This is a genomic window from Streptosporangium sp. NPDC020145, assembly GCF_040631275.1.
Lineage (GTDB): Bacteria > Actinomycetota > Actinomycetes > Streptosporangiales > Streptosporangiaceae > Streptosporangium.
The window spans coordinates 25,715-41,262 of record NZ_JBEXZT010000030.1 but is presented as its reverse complement, the minus strand read 5'-3'; the positions used below and the strand labels follow the sequence as shown (position 1 = coordinate 41,262).

General features: G+C 70.7%; 15 protein-coding genes. 4 read left to right on the top strand and 11 right to left on the bottom strand.

Going from position 1 to position 15,548, the window contains the following annotated elements; translation table 11 throughout:
* Positions 1-616: 616 nt before the first annotated feature.
* Both ABZ463_RS35140 and ABZ463_RS35135 read right to left on the bottom strand, forming a co-directional pair.
* On the bottom strand, positions 617-1,072 hold the full coding sequence (locus tag ABZ463_RS35140) for a hypothetical protein (RefSeq protein WP_362783044.1): 456 nt from the start codon (positions 1,070-1,072) through the stop codon (positions 617-619).
* Positions 1,069-1,287 (bottom strand): hypothetical protein, encoded by a 219-nt coding sequence (locus ABZ463_RS35135; RefSeq protein ID WP_362783041.1) that lies wholly within the window; start codon positions 1,285-1,287, stop codon positions 1,069-1,071. The genes ABZ463_RS35140 and ABZ463_RS35135 overlap by 4 nt, the downstream gene beginning before the upstream one ends.
* 899 nt (positions 1,288-2,186) lie before the next feature.
* Here ABZ463_RS35135 and ABZ463_RS35130 point away from each other — a divergent pair.
* The 3 genes from ABZ463_RS35130 to ABZ463_RS35120 all read left to right on the top strand — a co-directional run bounded on the left by ABZ463_RS35130 (position 2,187) and on the right by ABZ463_RS35120 (position 3,871).
* Positions 2,187-2,579, top strand: coding sequence for a GntR family transcriptional regulator (locus tag ABZ463_RS35130; RefSeq protein WP_362783037.1), 393 nt, complete (start codon positions 2,187-2,189; stop codon positions 2,577-2,579).
* 244 nt (positions 2,580-2,823) lie between these two features.
* Complete coding sequence (locus ABZ463_RS35125; RefSeq protein WP_362783034.1) at positions 2,824-3,678, top strand: helix-turn-helix transcriptional regulator; 855 nt, start codon at positions 2,824-2,826, stop codon at positions 3,676-3,678.
* Complete coding sequence (locus ABZ463_RS35120) at positions 3,665-3,871, top strand: DUF397 domain-containing protein (protein WP_362783031.1); 207 nt, start codon at positions 3,665-3,667, stop codon at positions 3,869-3,871. Before ABZ463_RS35125 ends, ABZ463_RS35120 begins: the two co-directional genes overlap by 14 nt.
* Positions 3,872-3,978: 107 nt before the next feature.
* Here ABZ463_RS35120 and ABZ463_RS35115 read toward each other — a convergent pair whose 3' ends face one another.
* The 7 genes from ABZ463_RS35115 to ABZ463_RS35085 form a co-directional block, all read right to left on the bottom strand.
* The gene (locus ABZ463_RS35115) at positions 3,979-4,917 is read right to left on the bottom strand and encodes an NAD-dependent epimerase/dehydratase family protein (protein ID WP_362783029.1); all 939 of its coding nucleotides are present in this window, start codon (positions 4,915-4,917) and stop codon (positions 3,979-3,981) included.
* Between the two features lie 293 nt (positions 4,918-5,210).
* Entirely contained in the window at positions 5,211-6,401 is a 1,191-nt protein-coding gene (locus tag ABZ463_RS35110) for a cytochrome P450 (RefSeq protein WP_362783026.1), read from the bottom strand.
* Positions 6,398-7,279 carry a hypothetical protein gene (locus tag ABZ463_RS35105; RefSeq protein WP_362783023.1) on the bottom strand — a complete coding sequence of 294 codons (882 nt, stop codon included), beginning with the start codon at positions 7,277-7,279 and terminating at the stop codon, positions 6,398-6,400. The genes ABZ463_RS35110 and ABZ463_RS35105 overlap by 4 nt, the downstream gene beginning before the upstream one ends.
* Positions 7,276-9,984: a PEP/pyruvate-binding domain-containing protein gene (locus ABZ463_RS35100; RefSeq protein WP_362783020.1), complete on the bottom strand. Its 2,709-nt coding sequence runs from the start codon at positions 9,982-9,984 to the stop codon at positions 7,276-7,278. The genes ABZ463_RS35105 and ABZ463_RS35100 overlap by 4 nt, the downstream gene beginning before the upstream one ends.
* Positions 9,981-10,682 (bottom strand): nitroreductase family protein, encoded by a 702-nt coding sequence (locus tag ABZ463_RS35095; RefSeq protein WP_362783017.1) that lies wholly within the window; start codon positions 10,680-10,682, stop codon positions 9,981-9,983. The genes ABZ463_RS35100 and ABZ463_RS35095 overlap by 4 nt, the downstream gene beginning before the upstream one ends.
* A 2-nt stretch (positions 10,683-10,684) precedes the next feature.
* Complete coding sequence (locus ABZ463_RS35090) at positions 10,685-11,350, bottom strand: isoprenylcysteine carboxylmethyltransferase family protein (protein ID WP_352015823.1); 666 nt, start codon at positions 11,348-11,350, stop codon at positions 10,685-10,687.
* Positions 11,347-12,258 (bottom strand): AfsA-related hotdog domain-containing protein, encoded by a 912-nt coding sequence (locus tag ABZ463_RS35085; protein WP_362783014.1) that lies wholly within the window; start codon positions 12,256-12,258, stop codon positions 11,347-11,349. The genes ABZ463_RS35090 and ABZ463_RS35085 overlap by 4 nt, the downstream gene beginning before the upstream one ends.
* A gap of 785 nt (positions 12,259-13,043) precedes the next feature.
* On the opposite strand from ABZ463_RS35085, the gene ABZ463_RS35080 reads away from it, so the two are divergent.
* Positions 13,044-13,895 (top strand): maleylpyruvate isomerase N-terminal domain-containing protein, encoded by an 852-nt coding sequence (locus ABZ463_RS35080; protein WP_362783011.1) that lies wholly within the window; start codon positions 13,044-13,046, stop codon positions 13,893-13,895.
* 6 nt (positions 13,896-13,901) lie between these two features.
* Here the strand turns inward: ABZ463_RS35080 and ABZ463_RS35075 are convergent, their stop codons facing one another.
* Positions 13,902-14,588: an ABC transporter ATP-binding protein gene (locus ABZ463_RS35075; RefSeq protein ID WP_352015817.1), complete on the bottom strand. Its 687-nt coding sequence runs from the start codon at positions 14,586-14,588 to the stop codon at positions 13,902-13,904.
* Positions 14,578-15,546 carry an ABC transporter ATP-binding protein gene (locus ABZ463_RS35070; RefSeq protein WP_362783008.1) on the bottom strand — a complete coding sequence of 323 codons (969 nt, stop codon included), beginning with the start codon at positions 15,544-15,546 and terminating at the stop codon, positions 14,578-14,580. Before ABZ463_RS35070 ends, ABZ463_RS35075 begins: the two co-directional genes overlap by 11 nt.
* Between the last annotated feature and the right edge of the window lie 2 nt (positions 15,547-15,548).

The window sequence follows — 15,548 nt, the reverse complement described above, 5'->3', positions numbered from 1 at the left end:
ACACGGGACCGGCGCGCCAGACGGCTCCCTCTTCCCCAACACGCCCTGCCATGTCCCGGCGTGCGCGGAAGCCGTCTCGCGAGGGTGTGCGGCCCAGGTCCCTCCCACCTGAGCCGCACGTCTGAGGAGGTACGGCGGGTCATGAGCCTTCCCGCCCGCCGTACCGGCTTTCCGGAGTTGTGTGCGGTCCAGGTCCCTCATCCCTGGACCGCACGCTCAAGGAGTACGGCGAGCCGCCGTACCGGCTATGGGGAGCGCAGCAACCTGCGCAACGCCGTAGACCGACCAGGCGCGATGGCCTGACCAGGGCATACGGCCTGAACGACCCGAGCGGTCCGAGTCCGAAGCGCGCGGGCGACGGCCACGGCCTGGATGCTCGGCGGCACCACCGGAGGTGCCTGGGCGGTCAGCTTGCGCTCCAACTCCCCGACCGACCCGGCCCGCACCAGCAGCACGTCCCCGGGACACGGCCTGCCGGACAGGACACTCCGATAGGCGCTCCACAGTCCGGACCGTGAGCTGTGGAAAACCAGCCAGTCAGGATGAGCCCGTCGCAAGCTGTCGCAACTGGGATATGCGACACCATCCACTGGACACGTCGGTTCGACGAGAGGCATCATGCCGCCCTCCCACCCGGCGAACGCCGTCCCCCGGCGGACACCGTCTCCCCACCCGGCGAAGGCCGTCCCCCAGCCGATGCCGTCTCCTCACCCGGCGAACCCTGCTCCCCGCCGACCACCTCGTTCCGCGCCCCAGAGGACGGACGACCGGCCCCGCCCCTCTTACGCCGAACCGGCGCCGGGGAAGACCGCGGCGAGAGCCGCATCGCCCGGATCATCTCCGCCTCCCGCATCCGCTCCTCCAACCCGTCACCCGTGGGGTCCTCCACGATCACCGGCCGGGGGCCCTCCCAGGCCGCCACCGCGTAGAAACAGCGCCGCCCCAGGCTGTAGAGCACCGTCCAGTCAGCCCACGCCAGGTCGATCCGCTCGGCCTCCGCCCGCGCGGGCCCATCCCACACCCGCCGATACACCGGCGCGTACGGCAGACCGTCCCTGTGCCGTCCGGTCACGAGGTCACCCCCGCAACGGCGTCGTGGGCGGTCCTCTCCTGCTCGGCCACGGCCTCCTGAACCTCGTCGAAGGTGTCGGCGTCCACAGCCGACTGCGCCCCGGCCCGTACGGCGACGCGGGGAAAGAGGTGGTTGCGGAAGGCCCAGAACCGGCCCGCGTCACTGATGATCAACCGCCAGCCCGGGATCACCGGGCGGTTGGGGGTGTCGTGCATGATCTGGACCTCCGTGATCCGATCAGAGGCTCTTACCGACGAGGTGATCGCCAGACGGGCCTGCCCTGCGGGACAAGAAACAGCCGAAGCCCGAGGCCGACAGGCCGTACGAGCACGAGCAACGGGACATCGAGGCCGTACGGCCAGGCGGCCGGGCCGGTGCACCCGCGTCCAGATGACCCCCGACCGAGGAACCATGGGGAACGGACGCCGAACCCGCCTGGGCAACGGAGGCCGTACCGGCACAACCGGAGCGGCAACCAGCCTGTCCACAGGCACCGGCGCGGAAGCGCCGCCCTCCTCCACAGGACCACCCGGTACGACGGTCACGGCCTGGGACACCGGCTCGGAAGCAGAACGCCCCTGACCAGCCCTTTCCACAGGACCGTCCGGTACGGCCCTCGCGGCCGGAACCATCGCGGGCACCTCAGGATCGGGATCGGGCTCGGGACGCCGCTGAGCAGGCAGTAACGGAACCACCTCGGCGGGAGCCACCTCCACCGGAGGCCGGGGAGCCGGAAGAAGCTGCGGGCCGTACTCGCGGAGGGCCTGGAGACGGGCGTTCATCAACAGCCCGGACGGCTGCACGTACTCGTGCCCGTCCTGGCGCGAACATCCGTGGGCATAGGGGGCATGCCCACACCGGGCGCACCCCATCGGCAGGGGCACGGCACCGGCGAAGCAGCCGCAACCGTCCCGGATCGACGTGTTCGGGCTGGAGTCCGGAGCACTACTGTTGCTCACGTCAGGAGACACCTTCCTGATAGGGGGCCTGTCCCGGCGGTCGCGACGTCGGGCAGGTCCGTTTTTCATCCATGGCCTATGGCCATATGGCCCAAAGGCCGAGCACCCTTATGGCCTGATGCCATAGGGCAATGCCTCCTCGATTGCGTCGCCACGTGCCTCTGTATCGGCAGATCGCGGACGATCTCCGGCAGCAAATCGCCAAAAAGACGCTTTCGCCGGGCCAGCGACTGGCAGCCGAAGCCGATTTGGCCCACAAGTACGGAGTGGGGGTGGACACCGTACGAGATGCTTTGGCCCTACTACGAACCGAAGGAGTGGTTCGTACGGTTCGAGGCGAAGGCAGCTACATACGGGAGCAAGCTGAGCGTGTAGTGCTGACGGTGGAGGGACCGGCTCTGATCTCGGCACGGATGCCATCGGCGGACGAGAAGGAATCTCTCGACATGCCTGAGGGGGTGCCGGTCCTTGTGCTGGAAATCGGTGAGGAGACGCGGATTCTGCCCGCGCACGAGACGAAGATCGAGGTTTCCGGCCCCGAGTCGTGAACACGAAAGATTGAGGACCGCGGCGGCTTGGGCTGCGCCCAACGGAGATGCCCTCCGTTGAAGCAGAGGCCCGGCCCTGGCCTCGCGGCCTGAGCACTCTCTCCATCGAATCCTGTCACGACACCCTCACTCACTGTCGCGGGCCACAGCACCCAATGATGCGCGTGCAATTGCACGCGTGCAAGGGGAACGCGAAAACGAGATCCGTGGAAATCCACGCGGGCACCCCTCCACACTGGTGCCCATGCCCATGAAGTCCCCCACAGTCCGCCACCGTCGCCTGGGCCGTGACCTGCGCCAACTCCGTGAAAAAGCGGGCTTGCTCGCGGACGAGGCAGCCCGGCGGCTCGGCTGGTCCCCCGCCAAAATCTCAAGGATCGAGAACGCGAGGACCGCACCGTCCGTCACAGACGTCTCCAACGCCTGCGACCTCTACGGTGCGGACTCCGCGACCAAGGCCGGCCTGATCGAACTGTGCCGCGAAGCCGGTCAACGTGGCTGGTGGACGGCCTATTCGGACGTGTTCACCGGCTCCTACATCGCACTCGAAGCCGAGGCCAAGCTCATCCGCATGTGGGAGCCGCTACTGATTCCTGGCCTACTCCAAAGCGAGGGCTACGCCCGAGAAGTCATAAGTTCCGGACGCCCTGACCTGAGCAAACCTGAAGTGCAGCGCCGAGTGGACGCCCGCATGATCCGCAAACTGCGCATGGTAGGACCCTCGGCCCCAACATTGCACGCGGTCATCGACGAGGCTGTTTTCCAACGTCCGCTGGGCGGCTCCGAACTCATGAAGCACCAGCTTGACGACATCCTTCAGGTTGTGGACTGGCCAAACATCATCATCCAGGTTCTGCCCATCCGCGCGACCGTCGTGGTGGCCAGCATGGAAGGTCGCTTCTGCGTGATGTCCTTCGGCGACTCGGGCGACCCGGATGTGGGCTACGCGGAAGGTCCTGCGGGAGAGGTGTACGTCGAAGCCGACGGGCAGGTCCGACGTCTTATGCTGCTTTTCGAGCGCCTGGCCGACGTGGCGCTGTCCCCCGAGGAGTCCGCGGCCTTCATCGCTGCGGCGAGGAGCGAGCATGATTTCCACTGATCTGCACGGTGCCAAGTTCCGCAAATCCAGCCTCAGCACAAGCGGCAACAACTGCGTCGAAGTCGCCACCAACCTCCCTGGCCTGGTTGCCGTCCGCGACAGCAAAGACCCCTCCGGCCCAGCCCTGGCGTTCACCCCCGCCCAGTGGCGTTCGTTCATCGGCCGCGTGAACACCGGCGCCTTCGACGCCTGACCACCCACCTCCACGCAAGGCCTCGGTGCTGACACGGTACCGAGGCCTTGCGCGTGTCGGGGAGCGCTCACACAGTGATGACGGGGGACACGCTGTGGAAGCGTTCCCTAGGAGAGCGCCCGCTCGGGCTGGCCGTCGCGCACCCATGCGTACGCGCGGGCGATTCCCTGCTCGATGGGAGTGGTGGCCGTCCATCCCAGGTCGCGTTCGGCGGCGACGGCGTTCAGGGCGCTGCGCTGAAGCTCACCGGGCCGGGCGGCGGCGAAGACCGGTTCGATGTCGCGGCCGGCGGCCTGGCCGATGTGCTTGATCAGCTCCACGACGCTGGTCTCCTGGCCGGTGCCGATGTTCCACACCCCACCCACCCGGGTGTCGCCTGCGGCGAGGAACGCGGCGGCGACGTCGCCGACGTACACGTAGTCGCGGGTCTGCGTGCCGTCACCGAAGATCGTGGGTCGTCGGCCGGTATGGGCACAGCCGGAGAAGATCGCCACCACACCGGCTTCGCCTGCGGGGTCCTGGCGGGGCCCGTAGACGTTACCCAGCCGCAGCGCGGTGTGGCGGGTGCCGTACAGCCGGTTGAACAGGCCGAGATACTGCTCGGCGCAGTACTTCGCCGTGCCGTACGGGGCCTCGGGCGCGGGCTGGACCTGCTCGTCGGAGGGGATGGGCGCCTCCGTCCCGTACAGGGCTCCGCCGGTGGAGGCGAACACGAGTTTGGCGTCTACCTGACGGGCGGCCTGTAGCAGGTTGATGGTGCCGCCGATGTTGACGGCCGCGTCGCGCGCCGGGTCGGTGACCGACGTCCGGACGTCGATCTGCGCGGCCAGGTGATAGATGACCTGCGGCTGCGTCTCGGCGACCACGGCGGTGACCGAGGCGGCGTCGGTGACGTCGATCTCCCAGAGCATGGGGCCCTTGGGCAGGCGGCTTGTCCTGCCGTTGGAGAGGTCGTCGATCACGTGGACGGTGTCGCCCCGTTGGAGAAGGGCATCGACGATGTGGGAGCCGATGAATCCGGCACCGCCGGTGACGAGTGTGTTCATGCCCGGCAGCCTAAGGGCGCTCATACCGCCTGACCTGGAAAATCGGACGGCTCAGCACACGCGTTGCCGCGCAGCTAAACCCGGTCGCCCAGGTGCTGTAGGTCGGATGGCAGGCGGTACGCACCTGCCGACGCATGTTCATTCCAGCCGCCGCCCCGCAGGACGCCATAGCGTCCCTGGGCGAGGCGCAGGTCCCTCATCGCCCTGATGTGGTTCCTCCAGCTCGGCCCTGACGGGCCGGCGGCACCCCGCAAGAGGAACACCCCGCCCGGCCGTGACCGGGCGGGGAGGGTTCACCAGCGGACCGGAAGCTCCCGCAGTCCCCGGATGAACATGCCGCGCCGCCACACCAGTTCCTCGGCCGGTACGGCGAGCGTCAGCCCGGGAAGGCGTTCGAGCAGTGCTCCGAGGCCGACGTGGATCTCGGCCCTGGCCAGGTGGGCGCCGGGGCAGAAGTGCCTGCCGTGCCCGAAGGCCAGGTGTGGGTTGACCTCGCGGGCCGGGTCGAACCGTCCCGGTTCGGCGAACATCCCGGGGTCCCGGTTGGCGGCGTCGATCAGCGGCACCACCACCTGGCCCGCGCGCACCAGGGTCTCGCCGAGCCGTACGTCCTCGGTGGCGACGTGCGGCGCTCCGCCGGTCGAGCCGAGCGCGTTCCAGCGCAGCATCTCCTCGACGGCGGGGGCGAGCGCGTCCGGTTCGGCGCGCAGACGGGCGGCCAGGGCCGGGTCCTGGAGCACCGTGAGCACGCACATGGCCAGCTGGTTGCCGGTCGTCTCGTAGCCCGCCATCAGCAGCCCGGCGCCGAAGACCACGATCTCCTCGACGCTGAGCCGTTCCTCCTCCGGCGCGGTCAGCAGTTCGGTCAGCAGGTCGGGCCCAGGCCGTCCGGCCGCGATCTCCTCGCCCCTGGCCGCGACCAGGGCGGTGAAGTAGCGCCGCGACTCGGCGTGCGCCTCGGCCACCTCCTCGGGGGCGAACCGGCCCGCGGACATCATCCTGTCCACCAGCGGGCGCAGCATGGTCCGGTCCGCCCAGGGGACGCCGAGCATCTCGGTGATGACGCGCAGCGCGAGCGGCACGGTGAACCCGTCGACCAGGTCGACCGGCCGTTCGCCCTTCTCCAGGTCGTCGAGCAGTTCCCCGGCGACCTCGCGCAGCCAGGGCGTCTGCTGCCTGGCCCGGCGCGCGGTGAAGGCGTGCAGTACGGCCCGCCGCCTGCGGGTGTGCACCGGCGGGTCGCTGGTGGCCAGCGCCAGCGACTCGGGGGTTCGGGCGAACATCGGCCGCCCGGAGAAGGCGGCCCGGCTGAACCGGTCGTCGGACAGCACCGCCCTGACCTCGGCGTGCCGGGAGACCAGCAGCGCCTGCCTGCCGTTCGACAGCGTCACCTCGGGCAGGCCCGGCAGGCCGAGCAGTTCCTCGTACTCCTTCGGCGGCCGGGCGTCCGGCCCCTCGGGGAAGGGGAAGCGGCGGGTGGTCATCCGGTGTCCTTTCCGAGCAGGGCCACGACCAGATAGAGGACGAAGCTGGACAGCAGGAACAGGGCGGGCGGCAGCACCGGCCACCGTACGGCCCGGCCCCTCCAGAACCGGTTCGCGCCGAGAACGACGAAGCCCAGCGGCAGCACGAGCAGCCATCCCCACGCCGGGGTGATCGTGAGCGCGACCACGACGGACACCACGGCGCTGACCGTCGAGATGACCGCCGTCCGCTCCGCTCCCCACACCGTGACGTAGCTGCGTTCGCCGGGCCGTAGCTCACGGGTGACCTTGCGGGCGAACTCCAGGTGCAGGTAGGCGGTCGCCGCGGTCAGCAGCACCGGTACCGCGTGCCAGTCCGGCCCGAGGCCCGTCTGGTGCAGCACCCCGGCGTAGAGGTAGAGGTTGATCACGATCTGCACCGGGAAGCTGACCAGCAGGCCGGTCACCACGTCGTCGCCGCGCGGCCACCCGAGCAGCCGGTCGGCCGCCAGCACCAGCAGCGCGTACCCGAGCTGCACGGCCAGCATGACCAGGGCGATTCCCCGGCCCGCGTTGAGCGCGAGCACGACCACGACACCGGCCGCGATGAGGACCGCCAGGTCACCCACCCGGACGGCGCCGCTGGGCAGCGGCCGTCCGGGGTTGTGCTCGCGGTCGTAGTCGAGGTCCCTGATGTCGTCCAGTGCCCGCATCAGCAGCAGGTCGATCGCGAAGGTCAGCGCCGCGACCACGACCCCGACGTCGGGACGCCAGCCGGTGACGCGCGGGTCGGCCAGGGCGAACAGGGCCGTGACGCCGACGGCCCAGCTCACCCCGTAGGGAAGGTAGAAGGCGGGCGGGTAGCTGCCCAGCACGTATCTCCCGAGGCGGTTGATCACTCTTCGCCCTCCTCGGAGAGGACGCGTACGGTCCCCGCGGCTCCGTCCAGCTCGATCAGGGCCCCGTCGGGGATGCGGGTCGTCGCGCCCGCGACCGCGACGACGGTCGGCACCCCGAGCAGCCTGCCGGTGATGGCGGTGTGGGACAGCAGCGTGCCGCGTTCGACGACCAGTCCCCTGGCGGCGCTCATCAGGAACAGCCACCCGGGGTCGGTCTCCCTGGCGATGAGGATTCTGTCCTGGCAGGCCTCAGGGGGGATCGAGGGGTGTGCCACGACCTTGGCGCGGGCGCGCACGACTCCGGCGCTCGACGCCAGGCCGCGCAGCAGCCGGGGATCTCCCTCCTGCTCCCGGGGCTCCGTCCGCCGTGCCCCCACGTCCCTGGCGAGGCCCTCGCCGGTGAGCAGGCGGGACGGCGGGGCGGGCAGGGTCTCGTTGAACTCCCGTTCCTTCCTGCGGTGCGCGGCCAGCGGACGCAGGTCGGCGCCGGGCAGCGTGCCCTCGAAGGCGCCGAGGACCTCCTGCACGGTCAGGTCGATCACGTCGTCCGCCCGGTCGAGGTGACCCGCCTTCGCCAGTTCGGCCCCCAGCCGGAACAGCACTCCCCGGGACAGGCCGTACAGCTCGGTGCGGCAGAACCTGGTGTCCTCCCGCGCCTTGACCAGCCCGCGCATCGCGGCCGCCAGCAGCCGCAACGCCGTACGGCGCAGCAGACCCGGGCAGCGTTCGCGCAGTTCCCGCTCCGCCTCCCGGCGGACCCGCAGTTCCTCGGCCCGGCTCGCGGCGACCGTGAGACCCTGCCTGACGAAGGGGCGGACCATGTCGAGCACCATCCACGGCCGCTGCCTGGGGGTCGGCTCCTCAAGCTTGAGGTCACCGGCCGCGCGGTCGCCGTAGCGGCGCAGGTGCGCGGCGGCCGCCCCGGCGATCGCGGAGCCGTACCGGCCCTCGACCAGTTCCTCCCACGCCCGTCTGGCGTCCTCGGGCCGTTCGGCGGCGAGGACCCGCTCGCGGGCGGGCCCGTTCGCGCCGACCAGTTCGGCCAGCGCGATCGCGGAACGCAGCGCGGCCAGCGAGCGGTTGTCCGGGCCGCCGGACAGCAGGCCGAGCATCAGGGCGCGGCCGTCCTGCCCGGCCCAGCGGCGCAGCAGGCGGTCGAGGGTGCCCGCGACCGTCATGCTGAAGACGCTGTTGGTCAGCGTGATCCCCCAGCGCACCGCGACCTGCGCCCACAGCCGCCGGTAGAAGGCGACCAGTTCCGCAGGTTCGGCGTGGTCGATGCGCTCGTGGGCCGTGGCTGCGACCCCGTCCCACCAGGTCATGAACTCGCGCACGTCACGGGGGTGGCGCAGCGCCCTGCGGAGGTAGCCGGGGGCGATCCGCAGGGCCCGCAGCGGCCAGCCGGGGCGGGGCGGGACCGAGCGGGGGTCGTCGGCCAGCCCCATCGAGTGTTCCCACCACCCCCTGACGAACTCGAAGACCGGCAGCCTGCCGTGCAGGGCGTACCAGGCGTCGAGGCGGTAGAAGACCCGCCCGTCCACCATGCCGACCATCCGCTCCAGGTGGTGCCTGTCGCGGCGCAGCGAACGTTCGGACACGCCCATCCGCCGGTACAGGTCGGTGAAGATCCACCGGTAGAAGTCGCGGGCGAGGGAGTAGGTCAGCGCCCCGGAGACCCCGGGGTAGCTCTCGGTGATGTTGTGGTTGCTCCACAGCACCTGCCGGGTCCGCGGTCTCTCCTCTGGGGGCTCCGCCATGGGCCTGGCCTGCACCACGTACAGCCGCCCGTCCTCGGTGAAGGTGCCCTCCACATCCTGTGGACAGCCGAAGTGCCGTTCGATCCTGGTGAGGGCCTCCACGATCCGGGAGATCCGCTCCCGGTCGAGCACCGGCTTGCCGGCCAGCTCGTCCGGTACGGCCAGCAGCGCGAGGTCCCCGGAGCCGTCCTCGCCGGGCGGGCCGACCATCCGGTTCTTGCGGACCGTCCGCTCGGTCACCTCGCCGGTGGCGTGGCTGACGAAGAAGTGGTCCACGTCGGCCTTCTCCTGCACCACGCCCTCACCGATCCCGAGGGCCGCGGCGATCACGTGCCGGGCGGAGCCGTCACGCGGGTCACGGCTGAAGGCGACGAAGGAGCGGGTTCCCGGCACCATCAGCTGCACGCCGACGGCGACCCGCGTCGCCGTCGGGTCGGCGCCCGCGCGCAGCCGGTACAGCACGGCCTCCGGCTTGTAGGCCGAGGCCCAGCAGCCCACGATCCTGGTGAGCAGGTCACGGCGCGGCACGTACAGGAAGCTGTCGCTCATCCCGGCGAACGGGTCGGCGGCGTCGTCCTCACCGGTCAGACCGGCCGCGGGCACCACGCACGCCCGTACGGCCGCCAGCCCGTCGGGGCCGATCACCTCGTCGAAGGCGGCCAGCGCCGCATCGGCCAGCTCGCCGGGGACGGCCAGCCGGGCCACCTCCGCCGTGGCGGCCTCGCCCCAGGCCTTCACCGCCCCGGCGTCACCGAGCGGCGGCACGGCGGGCAGGCCGTCACGGACCTTCCCCACGACCAGGTCGAACGCCTCGGCGGGCAGGCAGTACAGCGGCGGCACGGGCAGACCGGCCAGCCGCATCGACTCCAGCCTGGCGAACTTGTTGCCGACCCGCGTCACGTCGTGGAGGTCCACCCGCAGCACGGGCGGCTCCGGGACGGGGGTCACGGGTTCTGCTCCTTCCCGGGGCCGTCCTCGCGAGAGCCGTCCTGGGGACCGCCTTCGCGAGGGCCGTCTCTGAGAGGGCCGTTCCAGCCGTCGATGTGCAGGACCTCCTCAAGGGGAAGACGGGGGCCGGGCCCGAAGTCGGTCCTGAGGCTGTGGGCGGTCGGCAGCAGGCCGCCCTGGCGCACGTTCGGCGGCAGGCCGAGCAGTTCGGCCGCCTCCTTCTCCCGGTCCAGGTGGACGCTGGTCCAGGTCGTGGCCAGGCCCCGGCTGCGCGCGGCCAGCGCGTAACTCCACATGGCCGGCAGCAGGGAGGCCCACAGCCCGGCCTGGTTGCCCTCCGGCAGGTGCCCGTCGGCGAGTTCGAGGCAGGGGATGACGAGCACCGGGATGCGGTGGAGCCGTTCTGCCAGGTCCCGGCCGTCGGTCGCCATGCGTCGCGTGCGCGGGTCGAGTTCGTCGAGCCGGGCGAACAGGGGCGCCATCCGTTCGAGGAAGGCGCGGCGGTAGACGTCGGCGATCCCGGCCCGCAGGCCGGGGTCGGTCAGCACGATCCAGCGCCAGTTCTGCTTGTTGGAGCCGTTGGGGGCCTGCAGGGCCAGGCGCAGGCACTCCTTGACCAGCTCCAGGTCGACCGGCCTGCTCTCGTCGAGGCCGCGCCGTACGGCTCTGGTCGTGGTGAGCAGTTCGTCGGGGGTCACGGTCACCACACTCCGGGGACGACGCGGGGGTGGCCGGTGGCGTAGTCGCGGTAGGCGGGGATGGCCAGCAGCTCCCGCTCCTCGACGTGGATGCGCCTGGCGATGGCCAGGGCCAGGACGACCAGCAGCGCCACGCTGAACGGGTTGAGGAAGAACAGCACCAGCCCGGTGTGCCCGAGCAGCATGCCCGCGTAGGCGGGGTGACGGACCACCCGGTACGGCCCGGTGCGGACGATCACGTGGTCGTCGCGGCGGATCACGTGGTGCGAGTAGAACTGCCCGAGCGTGCGCATCGCGATCTGCCGCAGCGCCACCCCGGAGACGAACATCAGGGCGGGCAGTACGGCCAGCGGGCTCAGCCGCTGCCAGGGGAACGGCCCCAGGAGCGCCGCGGCGATCACGGCGACCCTGGCGCCTCCGTAGAACAGGAGGGTGGCGACCTCGCGGGGCGGGGCGGACGGCCTGCGGAACGTGACGGGCGTCTCCAGGGCGACCCAGACCAGGTTGGCCACGGCGAAGACTGCGGCGGCCAGGTGCGGTGGCTCACCCGCCCGGCCGAGGTGCACGACCAGTCCGGCGACGTTGGCGGTCACGGCGAGCAGGAACAGCACGGGGATGATGTAGCCGGTCCACGCCCTGGGTGTGACCGGTGAGGGGGTGCCGCTCACTCCTGTTCTCCGTTCTGGCGAATCCTCTGGTAGGAGGCGGGGCTGAGGGCTCTGGAGCCGTAGGACAGCGAGCCGATCGGCACGCCCTGGCCGGTCGCCGTCCCACGGCTCACGGTGAGGTCGAAGGTGCCCCGGTTGCCCCGGGGCGGCTGGGTCGGCCAGCGCAGTGTGAGCCGTTCGGCGCGTGGGGGCGCGGCGGGCAGGTCCGCGGCCAGTCTGAGCCAGAGCATCACCGCGTCGCGGGGCCGTTCGTGCGCCAGGTGACTGGCGGCGGTCGCGAACTGCCGCCCCGCCTCGATCATCTCCTCAAGGCCGTAGTGCTCGTTGCCGTGCCTGAACAGGAAGTGCCCGACGGGCGGGGGGACGAGCGGCACCACGTACTCCTCGCGCTCACCGTCGTGGGAACCCGTGCTCTCACCGTCGTGGGAGATCGTGGGCTCGCCGATCAGCACGTTCCTCGGGTCGGCGCGGTGCGCGAGCCCTCCCTCGATCGGTGCCGGGGACACCACGGGGCCCTGTTCCTCGGGGGACTCCGACCTCGGCTCCTCCGTGAGGGCGACCGTGCCCGCGCACACCGGCCGGTCCTCCTGCAGGGCCAGTACGGTCCACTCCCCCCGCTCGTCCGAGAGTTCGGCGGACAGGTCGATCCCGGGACCGAGTTCGCACATCGAGGTGAACTCGAACGACAGGCGCACCCGGTGGTCCCGTGACAGGACCGCGTGGTCGCGCAGCAGGTCGAGCAGTCCGGTCACCAGCAACATGCCCGGGACGTGGTCGAGGGGGTGGTCGAAGAAGAAGGGGTGGTTCTGGTCCACACACAACGTGGCGCCGTACCGCCCTGGCCGTCCCTCAGCCGGAGTGATGACGTTCAGCCAGTCCGACGCCGGAGCGCCGAACGACGTGCCCAAATGGTGATGGGATACCAATGCACAAACCTCCAGCATGGAGTGCGGTGAACAGGGTCAGGCGAATACGGCGGCCCGAAAAAAACGCCACCATCAATCGAAAAACCCTCCGATCTCCCGGTGTGCGCGACCGAAAACACGGATTCAACACGACCAATTCGCAGAGCGAACATCATCGCCGGATTCGGGTTGCACATCTTCCAAATTGCTCTATTTCGGAGAATATGTTGACAGCGCCCGTTTGGAATAGGTCTGTCGTGTTACCTGGGCAAAGATGGCAATCCACCGGCGACTACGACATCCCTAAGCATCCGAAACATGGACATAGGTCACGAAAGTATGTTTTTGGCCGACCCTGATGCCCGTCCGGCGCCCCGCCCTGGACCCGCACCGGAGCGCCCCTCAGGCCTCCGGACCCCCGTCCGCCCCTCACGCCGAGAACACGGGCCTCACAACGGCGGCCGAAGAAAGGCGATCCGAGCCCCGACCGCCGGCCGGTACCCGACCGAGCCCGCCCGGGGAAAGGGGACCGACTCGGCCCACAGCGCGTTCCCCGGGCGTTTCTCAAGGTCAGGCCATACCTGATCGCGGAATATCCCCCATCGGGCTGCTTCCTGGTGGAGAAACCACGTCATCGGCCATTAGGTTCGTATGTTCGGATGTTACGGTGATGGAGTTTTCGGCCGCTCCCGTCTCGTGGAGGCGGATCGGCTTCCCCTCCCGGGAAACGCCATTCCGGCCCGCGAAACGCCTTTCACGAACCCCCACGCGAAAACATGGAGGCAGACGTGGCCGCGCCCATCACCCATGACCAGTGGAAGTCCGTACGTTCCTCCCTCAGGCGGGTCGGCGACCGGTTCACCGAGATGGTCGTCTCGGCGCCCGACGCCCGCGCGGAGGTGACCCCCGGCTGGTCGGTCTCCGAGACCGCCGCCCACCTGACCGTCGTCGCCTGGCTCTACACCTCCCTGGTACGGCCCGCGGAGGTGCCCAACCCGTTCCCCGTCCTGGACGGGTGGCTGGACGACATCACCGTCGACGACATCGACGACTTCAACGAGCTGACGCTGCGCGACTTCACCGAACGCGACCCGCACAGGCTCGCCGAACTGCTGAACACCCACATCGACGACCTGCTCACCTCGACCGAGGACTTCGACCCGACGCTGCCGGTCTCCTGGCTCGGCGGCTCCCGCGTCCCGGTCGCCGGGATCCTCGCCCACCTGCTCAACGAACTGCTGCTGCACGGCCACGACATGGGACGCGCCCTCGGCATGACGTGGCGGATCGCCTCCGCGGACGCGGCCTTCTTCGTCGAGCTGTTCATGGCCGGGGTCGTCCGCCACGGTTCCGGACGACTGCTGGAGACCGGCCAGCCCCGCTCCGAACGCCCGATCGCGGTCGAGTTCCGCTCGCCGTACATCACCACCGTGACGATGGTCCTGCGCGACGGGCGGGTGACGCTCGGGGAACCGGGGCGTCGGCCGGACGTGCGGGTGACCTTCGACCCGGCGGTCTTCAACCTGATGATGTTCGGCCGCATCGGCAAGCTGCGGGCCCTGCTCAGCGGCCGGGTGACGATCGGCGGGCCCCGTCCCTGGCTGCTGCCCGCCTTCCTGCGCGTCGTCCACATGCCCTGACGCCGGTCAGGCGGGGGCCAGCACCCCGTCACGGAGTTCGAGGACCCGGTCGGCCAGCGTGATCAGGGCGGGGTCGTGCGTGGCGACCAGCGCCGTGACGCCCTCGCTGCGGACCAGGGCGCGGATCAGCCGCATGATCTGGCGGCCGGTCTGCGAGTCGAGCTGGCCGGTCGGCTCGTCGGCGATCAGCAGCCGGGGACGGTTGGCCAGCGCCCGCGCGACGGCCACCCGCTGCCGCTGGCCTCCGGACAGTTCGTAGGGCCGCTGGTCGGCGTGCTCGGCCAGCCCGACGAGGGAGAGCAGCACCCGCACCCGGTCCTCACGCGCGGCCGTCGGCGTACGGCTGAGCCGCATCGGCACCCCGACGTTCTCGGCCGCCGACAGCACCGGGATCAGCCCGAACGACTGGAAGACGAAGCCGACCACGTCCCTGCGCAGGGCCAGCAGCCCCTCCTCGGGCAGCGCGGTCACCTCGTGCCCGGCGACCGTCACCCGGCCCGCGTCCGGCCGGTCCAGGCCGCCGACCAGGTTGAGCAGGGTCGTCTTGCCCGACCCGGAACGCCCCCTGACCGCGACCAGCTCCCCGGGGGCCGCCTCGAAGGACACCTCGCGCAGGGCGACGACCTCCTTGGGGCCACTCCGGTAGACCCTGCGCAGCCCCTCGACGGCGACCAGCGACTCCTCAGTCCCCATCCTCGTCCTCCATCTCGCCGGCCTTCCTGCCCGGACCGTCGGCGACCTCCTCAGGCCAGACGCCGATGTGGTCGCTCTCCAGCCGCAGGCGGACGCGGCGTTCCATGTTCAGCTCGCTCGTGAAGTCCCTGGGCAGCTGCAGGCGGCCGACGCGGTCGAGCACGGCGTACTCCTCCGCCACGACCAGCCCGTCCGAGGAGGCGCGGCGGAGCGTCTCGCTGCTGGTCCGCCCGTCCCTGATGCCGACGGTCCGGTCCACCTGCCCGGAGACCATGGCGTCGTGGGTGACGATCACCGTGGTGACGCCGAGTTCGCGGTTGGCCCCGCGCAGCGCGGCGAACACCGCCTCCGAGCTCTCGCTGTCCAGCTCTCCGGTCGGCTCGTCGGCCAGGACGACCTGCGGGGAGTTGGCCAGGGCGACCGCGATGGCCACCCGCTGCTGTTCGCCGCCGGACATCTCCGCCGGTCTGCGTTTGGCGCAGTACCCGACGCCCAGCAGGTCGAGCAGCTCCGTGGCCCGGTCGCGCCGCCGCCTGCCCGCCAGGCGCGTCGGCAGTTCGACGTTCTCCGCGGCGCTCAGGTAGGGCAGGAGGTTGCGGGAGGTCTGCTGCCAGATGAAGCCGACCACCTGGCGCCGGTACCTCAGCCGGTCGCGCGCCGTCATCGCCAGCAGGTCGACCCCGGCGACCCTGGCCACCCCGGCGGTCGGCACGTCGAGCCCGGACAGCACGTTGAGCAGCGTGGACTTGCCCGAGCCCGAGGCTCCGACGATCGCGACCAGCTCACCCTTCTCGATCAGCAGGTCGAGACCCTGCAGGGCGACCACCTCGACGCCCTCGGTCTTGTAGATGCGCACCAGGTTGTCGCACAGGATGTGCGCGCCCTCCCCGAAGGCGGGGCCGTGCCGTACGGCCTCGGCCTCAAGCTCCGCCAGCGAGGTGTCCGCCAGTCCGCTCACCG